The sequence below is a fragment of the Streptomyces sp. NBC_00076 genome, from assembly GCF_045041235.1.
Taxonomy (GTDB): domain Bacteria; phylum Actinomycetota; class Actinomycetes; order Streptomycetales; family Streptomycetaceae; genus Streptomyces.
The window spans coordinates 6,516,182-6,532,795 of sequence record NZ_CP108242.1 but is presented as its reverse complement, the minus strand read 5'-3'; the positions used below and the strand labels follow the sequence as shown (position 1 = coordinate 6,532,795).

At 72.0% G+C, this 16,614-nt stretch carries 14 protein-coding genes and 1 riboswitch; of the genes, 10 read left to right on the top strand and 4 right to left on the bottom strand.

The annotated features are described in order from the left end of the window. Window positions 1-14 precede the first annotated feature (14 nt). The 4 genes from OHA64_RS29860 to OHA64_RS29845 all read left to right on the top strand — a co-directional run bounded on the left by OHA64_RS29860 (window position 15) and on the right by OHA64_RS29845 (window position 3,195). On the top strand, window positions 15-575 hold the full coding sequence (locus tag OHA64_RS29860; RefSeq protein WP_405618214.1) for an RNA polymerase sigma factor: 561 nt from the start codon (window positions 15-17) through the stop codon (window positions 573-575). Continuing rightward, window positions 568-1,545, top strand: a complete 978-nt coding sequence (locus OHA64_RS29855; RefSeq protein WP_405618212.1) for a hypothetical protein — start codon at window positions 568-570, stop codon at window positions 1,543-1,545. The genes OHA64_RS29860 and OHA64_RS29855 overlap by 8 nt, the downstream gene beginning before the upstream one ends. Window positions 1,546-1,789: 244 nt before the next feature. Beyond that, window positions 1,790-2,386 (top strand): hypothetical protein, encoded by a 597-nt coding sequence (locus OHA64_RS29850; RefSeq protein ID WP_405618210.1) that lies wholly within the window; start codon window positions 1,790-1,792, stop codon window positions 2,384-2,386. Window positions 2,387-2,481: 95 nt separating this feature from the next. Beyond that, window positions 2,482-3,195, top strand: a complete 714-nt coding sequence (locus OHA64_RS29845) for a hypothetical protein (protein WP_405618208.1) — start codon at window positions 2,482-2,484, stop codon at window positions 3,193-3,195. Window positions 3,196-3,245: 50 nt separating this feature from the next. Here the strand turns inward: OHA64_RS29845 and OHA64_RS29840 are convergent, their stop codons facing one another. From OHA64_RS29840 to OHA64_RS29830, 3 genes are all read right to left on the bottom strand, one after another. After that, a complete protein-coding gene (locus OHA64_RS29840) occupies window positions 3,246-4,697 on the bottom strand; it encodes a glycine hydroxymethyltransferase (RefSeq protein WP_405618206.1) in 1,452 nt (483 codons plus the stop codon). Between the two features lie 41 nt (window positions 4,698-4,738). Next, a riboswitch (ZMP/ZTP riboswitch) is annotated at window positions 4,739-4,829 on the bottom strand. Window positions 4,830-5,286: 457 nt separating this feature from the next. After that, window positions 5,287-6,480, bottom strand: a complete 1,194-nt coding sequence (locus OHA64_RS29835) for a glutathionylspermidine synthase family protein (protein WP_405618204.1) — start codon at window positions 6,478-6,480, stop codon at window positions 5,287-5,289. Between the two features lie 78 nt (window positions 6,481-6,558). Further along, a complete protein-coding gene (locus OHA64_RS29830) occupies window positions 6,559-6,930 on the bottom strand; it encodes a hypothetical protein (protein WP_405618202.1) in 372 nt (123 codons plus the stop codon). A 138-nt stretch (window positions 6,931-7,068) separates the two neighbouring features. On the opposite strand from OHA64_RS29830, the gene OHA64_RS29825 reads away from it, so the two are divergent. Further along, window positions 7,069-7,917 (top strand): DMT family transporter, encoded by an 849-nt coding sequence (locus OHA64_RS29825; RefSeq protein ID WP_405624166.1) that lies wholly within the window; start codon window positions 7,069-7,071, stop codon window positions 7,915-7,917. Window positions 7,918-8,048: 131 nt separating this feature from the next. Here the strand turns inward: OHA64_RS29825 and OHA64_RS29820 are convergent, their stop codons facing one another. Next, window positions 8,049-8,837, bottom strand: coding sequence for a DUF3050 domain-containing protein (locus OHA64_RS29820; protein WP_405618200.1), 789 nt, complete (start codon window positions 8,835-8,837; stop codon window positions 8,049-8,051). Between the two features lie 207 nt (window positions 8,838-9,044). Between OHA64_RS29820 and OHA64_RS29815 the strand changes: the two genes are divergently transcribed. Genes OHA64_RS29815 through OHA64_RS29795 form a run of 5 tightly spaced genes read left to right on the top strand, consistent with a single transcriptional unit; the run spans window position 9,045 to window position 16,613 of the window. Further along, a complete protein-coding gene (locus OHA64_RS29815) occupies window positions 9,045-9,632 on the top strand; it encodes a hypothetical protein (protein ID WP_405624165.1) in 588 nt (195 codons plus the stop codon). A gap of 30 nt (window positions 9,633-9,662) precedes the next feature. After that, window positions 9,663-12,047: an aminodeoxychorismate synthase component I gene (gene pabB / locus OHA64_RS29810; RefSeq protein WP_405618197.1), complete on the top strand. Its 2,385-nt coding sequence runs from the start codon at window positions 9,663-9,665 to the stop codon at window positions 12,045-12,047. After that, on the top strand, window positions 12,044-13,696 hold the full coding sequence (locus tag OHA64_RS29805; protein WP_405618195.1) for an AMP-binding protein: 1,653 nt from the start codon (window positions 12,044-12,046) through the stop codon (window positions 13,694-13,696). The genes pabB and OHA64_RS29805 overlap by 4 nt, the downstream gene beginning before the upstream one ends. 23 nt (window positions 13,697-13,719) lie before the next feature. Beyond that, window positions 13,720-15,300, top strand: a complete 1,581-nt coding sequence (locus tag OHA64_RS29800; protein WP_405618193.1) for a class I adenylate-forming enzyme family protein — start codon at window positions 13,720-13,722, stop codon at window positions 15,298-15,300. Continuing rightward, complete coding sequence (locus tag OHA64_RS29795; protein WP_405618191.1) at window positions 15,297-16,613, top strand: FAD-dependent monooxygenase; 1,317 nt, start codon at window positions 15,297-15,299, stop codon at window positions 16,611-16,613. Before OHA64_RS29800 ends, OHA64_RS29795 begins: the two co-directional genes overlap by 4 nt. Window position 16,614 lies beyond the last annotated feature (1 nt).

The following is a 16,614-nucleotide window of genomic DNA, read 5'->3' as shown; positions in this document are numbered from 1 at the left end:
TCGATGAGGCCGCGGTGATCGCACGCGTACGCGCCGGAGAGCCGGAGGCGTACGCGGAGCTGGTGCGGGTCCATACGGGCATCGCGCTCAGGGCGGCCGCCGCGCTCGGGGCGGGGGCGGACGCGGAGGACGTGGTGCAGCAGGCCTTCGTCAAGGCGTACTGCGCGCTGGGCCGATTCAAGGACGGCGCGTCGTTCAAGCCGTGGCTGCTGTCGATCGTGGCCAATGAGACGAGGAACACAATGCGGACGGCGGCGCGTCAGCGCACGCTCGCGGGCCGTGAGGCGGCCTTCGCGGAGGCCGAGCCGCTGATACCGGAATCGGCGGACCCGGCGGTGGCCACGCTGGAGACGGAGCGCCGCGCGGCCCTGCTGGCCGCCCTGGAGAAGCTGAGCGAGGAGCACCGGCTGGTCGTCATCTACCGCTATCTGCTGGAGATGGACGAGTCGGAGACGGCCCAGGCCCTGGGCTGGCCCCGGGGCACGGTGAAGTCCCGGCTCAACCGCGCACTGCGCAGGCTGGGCCGCCTGCTGCCGGATTTCCAGCCTCGGGAAGGGGGTGACGAGCGTGAGTGAGGAGCCGGAGCGGCGACGGGAGCGGGAGCCTGACGGGGACCGGGACCGGGAGCGGGAGGCGTACGGCGGTGAGGCCGCCGGTGCCGGTTCCGGCCGGGGTGCCTCTCGGCTGCCGGAGGAGTTGCGGGCGCTGGGGCGGTCGCTGGATCCGCCCGGGGCCGCCGGGCCGGAGTCGATGGTCGAGCGGGTGCTGGAGCGGATACTCGCCGAGCAGCTCCCGGCGCCGGTCGCCGAACCGCCGAGGGCGGGGGCCGGTGAGCGGCTGCGGGCGGCCCGGCGCTGGACCCGGGCGCGGTGGCGCTCGCTGGCCGCGACGCTGTGCGGACTGCTGGCGCTCCTCGCACTCACGCCTCCGGTGCGGGCGGCGGTCCTCGACTGGTTCGACTTCGGCGGGGTCGAGGTGCGGTACGACCCGTCGGCGGTGCCGTCCCCCGGTGCGCGGGTGCCGGGCTGCGGGCGGTCGCTGTCGTTCGCGCAGGCAGAGCGCCGGGCCGGGTTCGCGCCGCTGGTTCCGCGGACGCTGGGCGTGCCGGACGCGGTGACGGTGACCGACGCACCGCGGGGCCGACTGCTGATGAGCCTGTGCTGGCATGAGCGGGGGCGGGTGATCCGGCTGGACGAGTTCGCGGCGAGCCTGGACGTCACGTTCACGAAGACGGTGCGCGAGCAGCCGGAGTGGGTGGAGCTGGGTACCGGACCCTCCGCGACCGGCATGAGCGCCCCCGCGCTGTGGTTCCCCCGGCCGCATGTGCTGAGTTTCTGGCTGGTGGGAGCGGACGGGGACCGCTACACGCACGAGCAGCGGACGGCGGGGCCGACGTTGCTGTGGACCCATGACGGCACGGACGGCGCGGGCGGCGCGGGCGTGACGCTCAGGCTTGAGGGGGTGGCCTCGAAGTCGCGGGCGATGGACATCGCGAAGTCCGTCGGCGACTGGCCTCCGGCGTCCTCGGGGAAGTCGCCGAAATAGTGCGCGCGGTGTGGGAACCCCGACGGATCGGGCGGTGTACCAGAAGTGACACGCGGCCCGCGGGCGGGCCGCACGGACGGACACGCAGGGGGACGGGATGCGCAAATGGAGGAGCAGGAGCCGAAGCCGGAGTGGGGGCCGGGGGCGCGAACTGGCGGCGCTGATCGGGTCGTTGGCGGTGACGCTGGCGCTGATGGGGTGGGGTGCGTCGTCCGCCTCGGCCGGGGGGCCGACGAGTGTGCTGGTGACGTCGCCCTCGAGCGGAGAGGCCAACGCGCTGTACTACTCCGACGACGGGTACGGAGAGCTGCAACAGTTGCTCGGCGCCGCCGGCCGGGGCACCCCGGACCGGCCTCCCGGGGCCGATCCGACTCGGGCCCGTCAGATCAATGTCACGTGGCTGGCGCACGACATATCTCCCTGGCGACTGGACCGGGTCTTCCCTGCCGAGTCCGGTGCCGGAGCCGTCTGGATCCACACCGCGGCCAATATGCCCGACACGCCGAACGGCTACTGGCACCGTGCCGAGCACCCGGATCGGCTGCGCGCCCTGCTCAGCAAGCTCGGCGTGATGGGCAAGGTCTCGGGCGAGGGCTACACGGGCATCTTCCCGGCGCCCTGGCAGTCGGAGACTCCGCCCGCCGCCGGTCCCGACACGGAGACGGTTGAGCTACGGACGGGCGCACCGGTGACGTCCGACGACACCGATTGGTGGTGGGCGCTGCCCGGCGCGGCGGGCGGGGCGGTGCTCGCGCTGGTTCTGCGGCGGCTGGTCCTGCGAGTTCCCGGGGAGCGGGTGCGGCGGGAGTCGGGGCCCCGGCAGGAGCTGCGGGATCTGTGAGGTCGGGCGCGCCGATCGGGACGACTTTTGGGCATCGGCACGGTGTGGGACATCGCGTGGCCATCGGCGTGGGACATCAGGAGGGGGCAAATGGGATGACGGCTCAGTGCAGAGGTAAGTGGGCGCGTCTCGGGGTCTTCGTGCCGGTGGTGCTGGCGGTCGGCCTGTTCGGGGTGCCGGTGGCCGGCGCCTCCCCGCAGCGGTCGGGCCGTGAGGTTCCGGATATGGCGGTGGTTGTCGCGGGCGCTTCGGGCCGGACGGCGGTGGTGCGTTCCGGTGAGCCGGGTTTCGATCGTCTCTGGGCGCTGCTTCAGCCGACGTACACCGGGACGGAGCGGGTGCCGGAGGACTGGGCCGAGGGCAGGTATCCGCCGGTGCAGATGACCGTGATGTGGGGGCTGACCGGTGTCGGGGGCTGGCCGCAGACCGATTCGGCGCCGGGTGGTGACGTGGCGATGGAGCGACAGGACCAGCTGTTCCTGGCCGGGGACGGCACGCCGTGGGTGCGTACGGATCCGGTGCCGGACGTGCCGGACGACGACATCCGCTGGCACCGGGCCTCGCGCTCGGTCTTCGACCAGGTGAGCCGTGCGGGTCTGCCCGCCGGGGAGGGGGACGGGGGCGCTGGGCAAGCGGCGGGCGAGAGCGCCGGCTGGTGGGCGGCCGACGGTGCCTGGCCGACGGTTGCGGTGCTCGGCGTGGGGTTCCTGACCGGGGTCGGCGGCACGCTGCTGATACGCCGCGCGGCGGCCCGGCCGGGTGCCGGACCGCCGCGGGAGGAGCCACGCCAGGAGCTGATCGACCTCTGAGTCCCGTCACTCCCGCCAAAGGAGCGGGGCGGGGTACCGGTCGAGGTGGGTCAGCCGAGGTCGATCTCCGGGTACAGCGGGAAGCCGGCGACCAGGTCGGTGGCGCGGCGGGAGATCTCGTCGGCGATCTTCGGGTCGAGGATGTGCTGGGCCTTGGAGGGGGCGCCCTTGCTGGTCGTGCCGGGCTCCGTGGTGGTCAGGACCCGGTCGATGAGACCGGCGACCTCGTCCATCTCGGCGGTGCCGAGACCGCGGGTGGTCAGGGCGGGGGTGCCGATGCGGATACCGGAGGTGTACCAGGCGCCGTTGGGGTCGGCGGGGATGGAGTTGCGGTTGGTGACGATGCCCGAGTCGAGCAGGGCGGCCTCGGCCTGGCGGCCGGTGAGGCCGTAGGAGGAGGTGACGTCGATCAGGTTGAGGTGGTTGTCGGTGCCGCCGGTCACGAGGGCGGCGCCGCGGCGCATCAGGCCTTCGGCGAGGGCGCGGGAGTTGTCGACGATGCGCTGGGCGTAGTCCTGGAAGGAGGGCTGCCGGGCCTCCGCCAGCGCCACTGCCTTTGCCGCCATGACGTGCGGGAGCGGGCCGCCGAGGACCATCGGGCAGCCGCGGTCGACCTGGTCCTTGAGGGAGTCGTCGCACAGGACCATGCCGCCGCGAGGGCCGCGCAGCGACTTGTGGGTGGTGGTGGTGACGATCTGGGCGTGCGGAACCGGGTCGAAGTCGCCGGTGAGGACCTTGCCGGCGACCAGACCGGCGAAGTGGGCCATGTCGACCATGAGCGTGGCGCCGACCTCGTCGGCGATCTCGCGCATGATCCGGAAGTTCACGAGACGGGGGTACGCGGAGTAGCCGGCGACGATGATGAGCGGCTTGAACGCGCGGGCCGTGGCGCGCAGGGCCTCGTAGTCGAGGAGGCCGGTGGCGGGGTCGGTGCCGTAGGAGCGCTGGTCGAACATCTTGCCGGAGATGTTCGGGCGGAAGCCGTGGGTGAGGTGGCCGCCGGCGTCCAGGGACATGCCGAGCATGCGCTGGTTGCCGAAGGCCTGGCGGAGTTCGGCCCAGTCGGCGTCGGAGAGGTCGTTCACCTGGCGGGCACCCGCCTTCTCCAGGGCGGGGACCTCCACGCGGGCGGCGAGCACGGACCAGAAGGCGACGAGGTTGGCGTCGATACCGGAGTGCGGCTGGACGTAGGCGTGGCGGGCGCCGAAGAGTTCGCGGGCGTGCTCGGCGGCGAGGGACTCGACTGTGTCGACGTTGCGACAGCCGGCGTAGAAGCGGCGGCCGACGGTGCCCTCGGCGTACTTGTCGCTGAACCAGTTGCCCATGGCCAGCAGGGTGGCCGGGGAGGCGTAGTTCTCGGAGGCGATCAGCTTGAGCATCTCGCGCTGGTCGGCGACCTCCTGGCCGATGGCGTCGGCCACGCGCGGCTCGACGGCGCGGATCACGTCGAGGGCCGCGCGGAAGGCGGTGGACTCGTTGGAGAGGGGCTGCTGCTCTGACATGGCGGCCTCCGGGCGGCGTGGCTTGAAGCGGTCACGGTTCACGGGTCGGCCCAGGCGCACGGCACTTGTCACTCTCGCAGGCCGCTCCCCGATGGTCCGTCCCATCCCAGCGCGCCAGTCACGGCCTGCCCGTCAGCCTACCGGGCGCGTCGGGAGACGAAGGTCCCACGTCCACCATGCGAGCGACGACAGGAAGGACGACAGGAAGGGAGGGCGTGCTGCCCCGGGGAGGCCCCGTGACGACGACGGAAGCGGATTCGACGGTCTGGTGAGGTGGCCTCATCGCCACGGCGGACGCACACAGCGCACGCACCTGTGCGCCGTCACCGGTGGTGGTCGTGATCGGTGACGGCGTGTGGGGGTCGTGACCGGTGACGGCGTCGGAGGTCGTCACCGGTGACGGGGTGTGGAGGTCGGATGTGGAGGGGCGGTGTCGTCTGGATGTGCCGGCGGTCAGACAGGGCGTCGGTGAGGCGGGCGATCTGGTCGATGTCGGCGCGCCGGGCCAAGACCGGCGGCTGGGGCGGGGTCGTCGACGGGGAGGCCGACGCGGCCGGCCTGGGCCCGGCAACGCGTTTCCCGACGCCCCTCAGCGGACGATGTGTGGCAGGAAGCGGGCGTACGCGTCCGTGACCAGGCCGGAGGACTCCCGGATGCCGAGACCCGCGGACTCGCCCTCGACGATCCAGGCGCCGAGGACCACGTGGTTGCCGTCGAAGTCCGGCAGTGAGGCCAACTCCTGGTAGCAGCAGGCCTCTTCGCGCGGGGCGGGGGCGGCCTCGGAGGGGTTCGGCTGGTGGATCGTCACCCCCGCGCCCTCCCGGCCCAGCAGGGGCTTGGCCACGTAACCGGTGGTCCGTGCCAACTCGCGCGGGCCGTCCAGATAGGCGGGGAGCAGGTTCGGGTGGCCCGGATACAGCTCCCAGAGGATCGCCAGCAGCGCCTTGTTGCTGAGCAGCATCTTCCAGGCCGGCTCGATCCACAGGGTGCTGCCCGTCCCGCCGCCGTTGTCGAGGGTGTCCAGGACGTGGTCGGCGAAGTGGTCGGTGGTGAGCCACTCCCAGGGGTAGAGCTTGAAGCAGCTGCGGATGAAGCGGAGTTGGTTGTCGACGAAGCGGCCGGAGAGCGGGTCCCAGCCGATCTCCTCCATGGAGATCCAGTCGGTGTGCAGGCCTGCCTGCTCCGCGGTCTCCTTCAGATAGGCGACCGTCATGAGGTCCTCGCCGAGTTCGTCGGCCGAGGAGTGCGCGAAGTACAGGGGGCTGCCGGGTGGGAGGAGGGCGGCCTGCTTCTTCCAGGCGGCGATCAGGCGTTCGTGGAGGGAGTTCCACTGGTCGGCGCCCGGGAAGCGTTCCTCCATCCAGAACCACTGGGGGGAGGCGGCCTCGACCAGGGAGGTGGGGGTGTCGGCGTTGTACTCCAGCAGCTTCGCCGGGCCCGTGCCGTCGTGGCGGAGGTCGAACCGGCCGTAGACCGACGGGAGTTCCGCGCGGCGGCGCCAGGCCTCGGCGACTGTCTCGACCACCCGGGGGTCGGTGATGCCGAGGTCGGCGAAGCGGTTCTCGGCGACGATGTGCTCGGCCGCCGCGAGGCACATGCGGTGGAGTTCCTCGACGACCTCCTCCAGCGCCTCGACCTCGGGGAGCGTGAAGGCGTAGTACGCGCTCTCGTCCCAGTAAGGGCGCAGGGAGTCGTCCGGATAGCGGGTGAGCGGGTAGATGAGCCCCTGCTCCTCCACGGTCTGCTGCCAGCCGGGGCGGGGCTCGATGGTGTGGCGTTCCACGCGGGGCTTTCTGTGCGGCTGTCGGACAGGTGGTGGCGGGGTCGCGGCCGAGCTGTGGCCGCGTCGCGGGACGGTCGGTCAGCCCCCGGAGCTCTTGCCGCCACCACCGTCGCCGTCGCCCCCGCCGCCGAAGCCGCCGCGGCTCACTCCGCTGCCCCCGCTGCTGCTCGAACTGCTCGACCCGGACTTCTTGCCCGGCTTGGTGAAGGAGCCGTTCTTGACCCAGCTGCCCTTCTTCTTGCCGCCGTAGTAATAGGCGCCGTCGACGGTCGTGGCGGACTTGCAGTTCTTGTCGCTGACGATCTTGTAGCCCTTGGAGGCGGTGTAGCTGTCGCGGTCCACGCAGCGCTTGTCGGGGTCCGAGGAACAGGCCGTCAGCGCCACGGCGAGCAAGCCCATGCCGCCGAGTGCGACCGTTCCCGAGCGAAGTTGTCGACGTGCGTCCGCCATGTTCGTGTCTCCCCCTTGGTCGAGCGCGGTGTGCGGCCCGTGTCCGATCGTCGGCGAACAGTTTAGAGATGGGCAAGAGGACGCGGCCGGGCGGGCCGCCGCTCGCACCTCCCCTACTGTCGCTTCGTGCTCTTTGGAATGGTGTGCGCGCTCGGCGCCGCGGTCTGCTTCGGTACGGCGACGGTGTTGCAGGCGGTGGCGGCGCGGGCGGCGGACACCGGCGGGGGTGACGTCGGGGAGGCGACGTTGTTCCTGCGGGCGGTCCGGCAGTGGCGGTACCTGGCCGGCCTGGCGCTGGACGGCCTCGGTTTCCTGTTCCAGGTCGCCGCGCTGCGGTCGATCCCGATCTACGCGGTCGGGGCGGCCCTCGCGTCCAGTCTCGCGGTGACGGCGGTGGTCGCGGCGCGGCTGCTGCGGGTACGGCTGAGCGGGCGTGAGTGGAGTGCGGTGGGGGTGGTGTGCGCGGGGCTCGCGCTGCTGGGGATCGCGTCCGGGACGGAGGGCGACCGCGGCGGGCCGGCGGCGCTGGAGTTCGCGCTGCTCGGTACGGCCCTCGCGGTGCTGCTGCTCGGGCTGAACGGGGGACGCCTGCCGGAGCGGGGGCGGGCCGCGGTGCTCGGTCTGGGGGCCGGGTTCGGGTTCGGGGTGGTCGAGGTGGCGGTACGGCTGATCGACTCGCTCGCGGTCTCGGACCTGGTGCGGAATCCGGCGGCGTACGCGCTGCTGGTCGGGGGCGCGGCGGCGTTCCTGTCCCTGACGTCGGGGCTGCGCTCGGGCTCGGTCACGGCGGCCACGGCCGGCATGGTGATCGGCGAGACGGTCGGTCCGGCGGCCGTGGGGGTGGTCTGGCTCGGAGATCGCACCCGGGAGGGCCTGGAGTGGCTGGCGGTGCTGGGCTTCCTCGTCGCGGTCGCCGGGGCGTTGGCGCTGGCCCGGTTCGGGGAGGCACCGTCGGCGGCCGATGTGCCGGAGGCCGTGAGGCCGTAACGCCGTGAGGCCGCAACGCCGTAACGCCGCAACGCCGTAACGCCGCAACGCCGTTGAGCATCCCCCGTCCATCGCCCCCGTGATGGGCGCCCCTCAACTCACCGCGCCCCTCGCACCCGTAAGGCCGCCCCTCAACTCCCCCCGTCCATCGCCCCCGTAATGCCGTCCCACAGCCGGGACCTGGCCTCCAGCGCGAGGGTGGCCGTTTCGACGGCCTCCTGCCAGCGGGTGTCGTCCGTGCCGCAGAGGTCGGCCACCATCTGCAGGGCCATGGGGGTGTGTTCCTCGCCGTCGACCTCGATGTGGCGGGCGAGGTAGTCGCGGAAGAGCGGGAACCCGTCGGCGCCCTCCTCCTTGATCACCTGGTCGAACATGTCAGGGATGAGGTCCTCGCGGGAGAAGGCGAAGGCGGCCGCCCGGCAGTGCAGGGGCCGGTCGGTGATGATCGCGAAGGTGGTGCGGACGAACTCCGCTGCGGGGGCAGGCACTTGAGCGACCCGCAGCGCGGCGGACACGTCGTGGCCCTCGGCGATCAGCGCGACGAACGTGTCGATCCGGGTGGTGTCGGCCGACGCCTCCGTCATGGCCGCGCGGTACAGCTCGAAGTGGCTGGTGAAGCCGCCGTTCAGTTCGTCGCTCTCCTCGACCAGCACGATGTCGTTGATCAGCCGCCGGCTCACGGCCGAACCTCGCGGCACCCAGGGGACGTCGACACAGGTCAGCTCCCGTTGCAGGGAGGTGAGCAGGGACATGAAGTCCCACACCGCGAACACATGGTGCTCCATGAAGGTCGCCATGCGTTCCCGGCTGTCCATTCGCCGGTAAAGAGGGTGGGCGGTGACTTCTTTTCGCGCGGATTCGATCACGGCCCGGGCGCGTTCGATTCCCTCGTGGGTCATATTCCAGTCGTACCTGGACATGGATCTCCTTAGGTCTCGGAGCGCGATCCTGCAACCTTTCTCGACCGTCCGGCAAGCACTTCCCCGTACTTTACAAAAGTTACCGGGGGTATCGATCGACACAAGATGCCAAGGTTGCCGAAAACGCATGAAGAGCCGCGTTTCGGACAGGCGAAAAACTTCGTTGAATATTTGAACGGGGTCGGTCGCCTTTCCGTACTCGTCACCGTGACCAGTAATCCCGTCACCGTGACCGTGGCTTATCACGTGGTGCCGGGCCATGAGGGAGACTTCCACTCCTGGGGGTGGGCCATGCTGGCCGCGAGTGCGCAGCAGCAAGGCTTCCTAGGGGGTGGCGTTCTTGTCGACGGAGAGGCGGAGTGGCATGTCGTCTATCGCTTCGCCAGCGAAGGCACCGCCCTGGCCTGGGAAAACTCGACGGTGCGCAGGCAGTGGGACCTGCGCGCGGAGGGGTTCGCCCGGCAGACGGGCCGGCGGAGCGTCCGGGGCCCGAAGGTATGGTTCGACGCCCAGAGCGAGCGGCCCCCGTCACCTCCGGCACCTCCGGCTCCGCCGTCGAAATGGAAGCTCTGGTTCATAAATATGAGCGCCGTGTTCCCGCCGGTGCTTCTGTTCAATGTGATCGTGCTCCCCTATCTCGGCGATCTCAATCCGTTCATTCGTACGCTGCTTTTGTGTCTGTGTGTGACGGCTCTTGTCACCTGGATTCTGATGCCGCGCCTTCAGCGTTTCTTCAAGAAGTGGCTGTATCCACCGCTCCAGGCGCTCCGCGGACGGCACAAACGGACCGCGTAGGCCAGAGAACGACGCAAGGGAGGTGGGCGGGTGAAGACCCTGCTCATCGACAATTACGACTCGTACACGTACAACCTGTTCCAGCTGATCGCCGAGGTCAACGGCGAGGAGCCGGTGGTGATCCTCAATGACGCCCCCGCGGACGCGATTCCGGATCTGACGGAATTCGACAACGTGGTGGTGTCACCGGGCCCGGGACACCCGGCGAAGGCGCGCGACTTCGGCATCAGCGCCCGTGTGCTGGCCGGATCCCCGGTTCCCGTGCTCGGCGTCTGCCTGGGCCACCAGGGCATCGCCCTCGGGGCCAGCGCCCGGGTGGAGCCGGCCCCGGAACCCCGGCACGGGCATCTGAGCACCGTCCGGCACGACGGACTGGACCTGTTCCAGGGAGTGCCGCAGGCCTTCACCGCGGTCCGCTACCACTCGCTGGCCGTACGTGAGCCGCTGCCCCTCGCCCTGCAGGCCACCGCGTGGGCCGAGGACGGCGTACTCATGGGTCTGCGGCACCGCACCCGGCCGCTGTGGGGCGTGCAGTTCCACCCGGAGTCCGTCCTCACGGAGTACGGCCACCGCATGCTGGTGAACTTCCGGAACCTCACCGCGGAACGGGCACGCAAGCTCCGTACGAAGAACACCGCGGTCCCCCCGACCGACGTGGCGATCCCCCGCCCCCAGGCCACCGCGGCCCGAGCCGCTGCCTCCCGAGCCACCACCGCGACCCGAGCCGCCGCCGCCTCCCGAGCCGCCACCGCGACCCGAGCAGCCGCGACACCCGCTGCCACCACGACACCGGCGGCCACGGCTGCGGCCACATCGTCGACCACCACAGCCAGCCCGCCCGGCGTCTCCATTCCCCGGCCTCGGCGGGCCGGTGCCGCCTACCGTCTGCACACCCGCCGTATCGCCGGCGCGGTCGACGCGGAGGCCGCCTTCACCCGGATGTACGCCGCGTCCGAGCGGGCGTTCTGGCTGGACAGTTCGCTGGTCGAGCCGGGCCGGTCCCGGTTCTCCTTCCTCGGTGACGACAGCGGACCGCTCGCCGAGTTCGTGCGCTACGACGTCGACGCCGGGCGCTGCGAGATCGAGCGGGCGGGACGGCCGCCGCGCAAGGTCAAGGCCAGCGTCTTCGACTATCTGAAGCGGCAGTTGGCGAACCGTCGGGTGGACGCCACCGGGCTGCCCTTCGACTTCACCGGCGGCTACGTCGGTTACTTCGGCTACGAGACGAAGGCCGACTGCGGCTCACCGAACCGGCACTCGTCCGACGTCCCCGACGCCTGCTGGCTGTTCGCGGACCGGCTGATCGCGGTGGACCACCAAGAGGGCTTCACCTACGCGGTCTGCCTGGCGGAGGACTCCCCGCAGGCGGCTCGGGAGGCCGCGGACTGGCTGGAGGACACGCTCGCCCAACTCACCTTCGTGAAAGCCGACCCGGGCCCGGCCGCCGACGCCCAGTCGCCGTCCGCGGCCACTGCCGGTCCCGCTCCCAGCACCACTCCCGACCTCATCGCCGCCGAGCCCTGGCTGGTGCGCGACCGGGCGACCTACCTCGCGGACATCGAGGCCTGCCTCCGGGAGTTGCGGGCGGGCAGCAGCTACGAGATCTGTCTGACCGACGCCGCCCGGTTACCCGCTCCGCCGGACGCGTACGACTTCTATCGCGTGCTGCGCCGCGTGAACCCGGCACCGTACGCGGCGTTCCTGAGGTTCAAGGACCTCGACGTGGCGGGCTCCTCCCCCGAGCGTTTCCTGCGGATCACCCGGGACGGAGTGGCCGAGGCCAGACCCATCAAGGGCACCGCGCCCCGCGGCGAGGGACCGGAGCAGGACGCGAGGCTCCGGGACGCGCTGGCGGCGGACGCCAAGACCCGCGCCGAGAACCTGATGATCGTCGACCTGCTCCGCAACGACCTGGGCCGGGTCTGCCGGACCGGCTCCGTGCGCGTGCCCAGACTGATGGCCACCGAGACGTACGCCACCGTGCACCAGCTCGTCTCCACCGTCGAGGGCCGACTGCGCGAGGGCACGGACACGGTCGACTGTGTGCGCGCCTGCTTCCCCGGGGGCTCCATGACCGGCGCGCCGAAGCTGCGCACGATGGAGATCATCGACTCGCTGGAGACCGAGGCCCGGGGCGTCTACTCCGGGGCCCTCGGCTATCTGGGATGCGGCGGCGGCGCGGACCTCAACATCGTGATCCGTACTGCTGTGATCGCCGACGGGCTGATGCACCTCGGCGCGGGCGGCGCGATCGTCCTCGACTCGGACCCGGTCGCGGAGTACGACGAGATGCTGCTGAAGACGGCCGCGCAGATGCGGGCGCTGCGGGAGCACACGGTCGACCGGATCCGCGAGCAGCAGGAGCGGATCAGCCCCAGAATGCCGCGGACCGCCACCGAGGAGCCCGCCCGATGAAGACCGCCGCGGACCGGCACGGCACAGCCCGTGCGGTGACGACCCCCCAGAACACGGCCCACCAGGCCACGACCTCCCCAACCACGGCCCTCCAAGCCACGCCCACCCCAACCACGGCCCACCAATCCACGACCCCCCGGCCCGCGCCCGCCCCGGCCGACGCGGGCGCCCCCGGGAACCTCGCGGCGCATCTCGCCGCGCTCGCCGAGCGGCGCGGCTGGACCGGCCGGGCCGCCTTCCACCAGGGCCACCGGGTCTGGACCCATGGCGAGGTGCACGCCCTCGCGGCCCGCGCGGCCACCGTGCTCGCCGAGCACGGTGTGCGCCCCGGCGACCGGGTGCTGCTCGCCCTGCCGGACGGGATCGCCTGGGTGACGGCCTTCCTCGGCGCCGCCCGCCTCGGGGCCGTGGCGGTGCTCGCCAACCCGGAACTGCCCGCGGCCGAGCACGCGTTCATGGCCGAGGACACCGAGGCGGTGCTGTGCGTGACCGGGCCGGGACTGGAGCGCCGCTTCAGCGACCGGGCGCGGCTCGGCGCCGACCAGCTGCTCGCGCTCACGCCCACCGCCGAACCGGCCGACGCGCACCCGGTGGACGCGCACACCCCGCTGTACATCCAGTACACGTCCGGCACCACGGGCCGCCCCAAGGGGGTGCCGCACGGGCACGGCGATCCACGGACGTACCACGACCTGATCGGCCGGCGGCTGCTGCGGATCACGCAGGACGACGTCACCCTGTCGGTGTCGAAGCTGTACTTCGCCTACGGGTTCGGCAACGCCTTCGTCTTCCCGCTCTTCTCGGGCTCGTCGGCCGTCCTGGTGGACCGGCGTCCGACCCCGGCCGCCGTCGACGAGCTCGTGGCCCGGCACCGGGTGACCCTGCTCTACTCCGTGCCGTCCGCGTACGCCGCCCTGGTGGCCGACCGGGGCAGCGGGCACGAGGCCTGCTTCGCCTCGGTGCGCGCCGCGGTGTCGGCCGGCGAGGGCCTGCCGGCGGGGCTCGGCAGCCAGGTCACCGAGTTGCTCGGCGCGCCGGTCCTGGAGCAGATCGGCTCCACCGAGGCGGGGCACGCGTTCTGCGCCAACAGCTTCGAGCACAACCACCCGGGCACCGTCGGCCGTCCGGTACCCGGCTTCGAGGTGGAGCTGCGGGACCGTGACGGGCATCCGGTGCCGGACGGGGCGGAGGGCGAACTGTGGGTGCGCGGGCCGACGGTGACCCCCGGTTATCTGAACCGGCCCGAGGAGACGGGCCGGGCCCTGGTCGGCGGCTGGCTGGCCACCCGTGACCGGGCGTGCCGCGAACCGGACGGCACCTTCCGGCACCTGGGCCGCGCCGACGACATGGAGATGGTCGGCGGCATCACGGTCTCGCCGCTGGAGGTGGAGACGGTGCTGCGGACCCACCCGGCGGTCCGGGAGGTCGCGGTCGCGGCCGTCAGGGACGGGCAGGGCGTAAGCCGGCTGCGTGCCTTCGTCGTCCCCGCAGCACCGCTGCGAACCGGTCTGGAGGACGACCTGATCCGGCTGGCGAGGGAGCACCTGGCGGCCTTCAAGGTCCCCCGCAGTGTCAGCTTCGTCCCGTCCCTGCCCCGTACCCCGACCGGAAAGCTCCGCCGGCACCTGGTCCGCAGGGGCGCGTGGTGACCATGGCTGAAAGGAAGGGCGTCATGCCCGAACAACGTCTCCTCGCCCAACCGCTCCTCGGTGACCGGGGGTTCTATCTCGGCCCGGTGTTCCGGCGGGCGGCAGACCGGCACGGGGCCGTGTTCGTCACCCTGGACCGGCCGCTGGACGTCAACCCGTCCCTCGGGGTCGATCTGAGCTACCCGATGCTGGCCGACGTGGTGGAGGAGCTGTCGGGCCGACTGTGGGAGGCGGGCGTACGGCCCTCCGAGCAGGTGGTCGTACACAAGACGGACAACGTCGACATCATGCTGCTGACCTGCGCGATCTCCCGTATCGGCGCGGTCCCGGCACTGCTCTCGCCCGGTCTCGCCGGTCCCGTCGTGGGGCAGTTGCTGGCGCGGCTGCGGCGGCCCTGGCTGATCACCGACCGGGCGAAGCTGGACGGCCCGCTCCAGGACGTCGACGTGTCCGCGCACGTACGGCGGACCCTGTCCGTGGACGACGCGCCCGGTGCCGAGTCGCTGGAGAAGTACGCGGGTGCCGTGCCGCCCGCGCCGGTACGGCTCCACCCGCGGGAACCCGCCCTGATCACGCACAGCTCGGGCACCACCGGCGTTCCCAAGCTCGCCGTGCACTGTGCGAACACCATGTGGAACCGCCTCGTACCGCAGCAGGCGATGGGCTGGCCGACCCGTGGCGAGACGGCGGCCCTGCACATGTCTTTCGTGCACTCGCGCTTCTACCATCTGCTCGGTGTCCTGCTGCACTTCGGCAGCCCGCTGGTGCTGATCACCGACCCGGAGCCGGCGCGGGTGGCGCCGCTGCTGGTGCGGCACCGGCCCGGGATCGTCGAGACGCATCCCAACACCTTCGTGCTGTGGGAGGAGCTGGCCGACGCGCCCGGTGCGCCGCTGTCCAGGGTCAAGGCGTACGGCTCCACGTTCGACGCGATCCACCCGCGGACCGTACGGCGGCTCCTTGACGCCTCGAGGCGGCGTACGCCCTGGCTGGTCCAGTTGTACGGGCAGAGCGAGACGGGGCCGGTGGCGTTCCAGTGGTTCACCCGGCGCAGCGTCGCCCGCGCGGACGGCCGCCGGGTCGGGATCGGGATCCCCGGCTTCACCCGTGTCCGGGTCACCGACGCCGACGGCAGGCGGGCGGCGCCCGGCACTGCGGGCCGGATCGAGGCCCGCACCCGGGGCCGCATCCTCACCTACCTCGGGGCCCGGGAGCAGTACGAACGTCAACTCGACGGCGGTTGGTGGCAGATGGGCGACATGGGGTACCGCAGCCGCCTGGGCACCCTGCACCTGATCGACCGTGAGGTCGACCAGATCGACGCCGTGCACAGCAATCTGGAGGTCGAGGACGCGCTGATGGACCGGCTGGAGGAACTCCGCGAGGTCGTCATCGTGCCCGGCGCGGACCGCGAGCCGGTGCCGGTGGTGTGCGTGCGGGGCGAGCGACCCCTGGACCCGGAGCGCTGGCGGGAGGCCACGGCCGATCTGCCCGCGATGGCCGAGCCGCGGCAGTGGCGGTTCGAGGAGCTGCCGATGACGGCCACCTGGAAGGTGAAGCGGGTGGAGATCACCCGCATGCTGGCGGAGGGCGCGCGCACATGAACCCCGTCCTGGTCGTCGGCGCCGGCCCCGTGGGCCTGTCGGCGGCCCTCGCTCTGCGGGGGCACGGGCTGCCGGTCGTCCTGCTGGAGGCCGACCCGAAGGACCGTGAACGTCCGGGCAGCCGGGCCCTGTTCGTGCACCGGGAGACCCTCCGCCTGCTCGACGGGATGCAGCCGGGGCTCGCCGAGGAGATCACCGGCTACGGCCGGACCTGGCAGACCCGGCGCACCCTCTACCGGGGCCGCGAGGTGTACTCCCGGACCTATCCGCCCCCGTCGGGAACCCCACCCTTCACCAGCCTGCGCCAGGTGGACACCGAGCGCTTCCTGCGGGCCGCCTGCGAGCGGGCCGGGGTGGAGTTCGTGTGGGACGCCCGCGTGACGGACGTGCGCTCCACGGCGACCGGGGTCCGGATCACCGGCGAGGACGGACGGGTGTGGACCGGCGCGTACGTGATCGCCGCCGACGGAGCCCGCTCCACGCTCCGCGGCTCGCTGGGGATCGCCATGGAGGGCAGCCGCGGTGAGGGCTTCCACGTGGTCGTCGACATCGCCGACATCCCGGGCGCCGAGATGCCGGTGGAGCGGGTCTTCCACTACGAGCATCCGAGGGTGGGCGGGCGCAGTGTGATGCGGGTGCCCTTCACCGGGGGCTTCCAGGTCGACCTGCAGTGCCGGGACGACGACCGGGAGGAGGAGTACGGCAGTGCGGAGGCCGTACGCCGGTGGCTGCCGTCGGTCGTGGGCGACGGGTACGCCGAGCAGGTCCTGTGGGTGTCGACGTACCGCTTTCTGCGCAAGGTCGCGGCCTCGTTCACCGACCCGCACGGGAGGGTGCTGCTGGTCGGGGAGGCGGCGCATCTCTTCCCGCCGTTCGGTGCGCGGGGCATGAACAGCGGGATCGCGGACGCGGCGGCGGCAGCGCACGCTGTCGCGGCGGCCGAGGGGACCGTCGCCGCGGAGACGGCGGAGACGGCGGAGACGGCGGTGACTGCGGTGACTGCGGAGACGGCGGTGACTGCGGTGACTGCGGAGACAGTGAGGACGACGGAGACAGTGGGGGCGGCAGGGACAGTGGGGGCAGCGGGGCCGGTCGCCGAGTTCGCCGCGGTGCGGCGGGCGGCGGCCCTGTTCAACAGCGCGGCAGCAGGGGAGGCGCTGGACCATCTGCGGCCACAACGGCGGATCGTCCGGGTGAAGCAGCGGACGGCCGCGGCCCTCGCGCCGGTGCTGCCGTGGTGCGGGTCATGGTTGGAACACGCGCCCTACGGGCCGCGTGGCGGGGCGCCGGTGGTGGCCCGCGGCACGTACTGAG

Coding starts and splice junctions, on each gene's coding strand:
- OHA64_RS29795 (WP_405618191.1), top strand. CDS start 15,297: ATGAACCCCGTCCTGGTCGTCGGCGCCGGCCCCGTGGGCCTGTCGGCG.
- OHA64_RS29805 (WP_405618195.1), top strand. CDS start 12,044: ATGAAGACCGCCGCGGACCGGCACGGCACAGCCCGTGCGGTGACGACC.
- OHA64_RS29845 (WP_405618208.1), top strand. CDS start 2,482: ATGACGGCTCAGTGCAGAGGTAAGTGGGCGCGTCTCGGGGTCTTCGTG.
- OHA64_RS29820 (WP_405618200.1), bottom strand. CDS start 8,837: ATGTCCAGGTACGACTGGAATATGACCCACGAGGGAATCGAACGCGCC.
- OHA64_RS29825 (WP_405624166.1), top strand. CDS start 7,069: ATGGTGTGCGCGCTCGGCGCCGCGGTCTGCTTCGGTACGGCGACGGTG.
- OHA64_RS29840 (WP_405618206.1), bottom strand. CDS start 4,697: ATGTCAGAGCAGCAGCCCCTCTCCAACGAGTCCACCGCCTTCCGCGCG.
- OHA64_RS29800 (WP_405618193.1), top strand. CDS start 13,720: ATGCCCGAACAACGTCTCCTCGCCCAACCGCTCCTCGGTGACCGGGGG.
- OHA64_RS29830 (WP_405618202.1), bottom strand. CDS start 6,930: ATGGCGGACGCACGTCGACAACTTCGCTCGGGAACGGTCGCACTCGGC.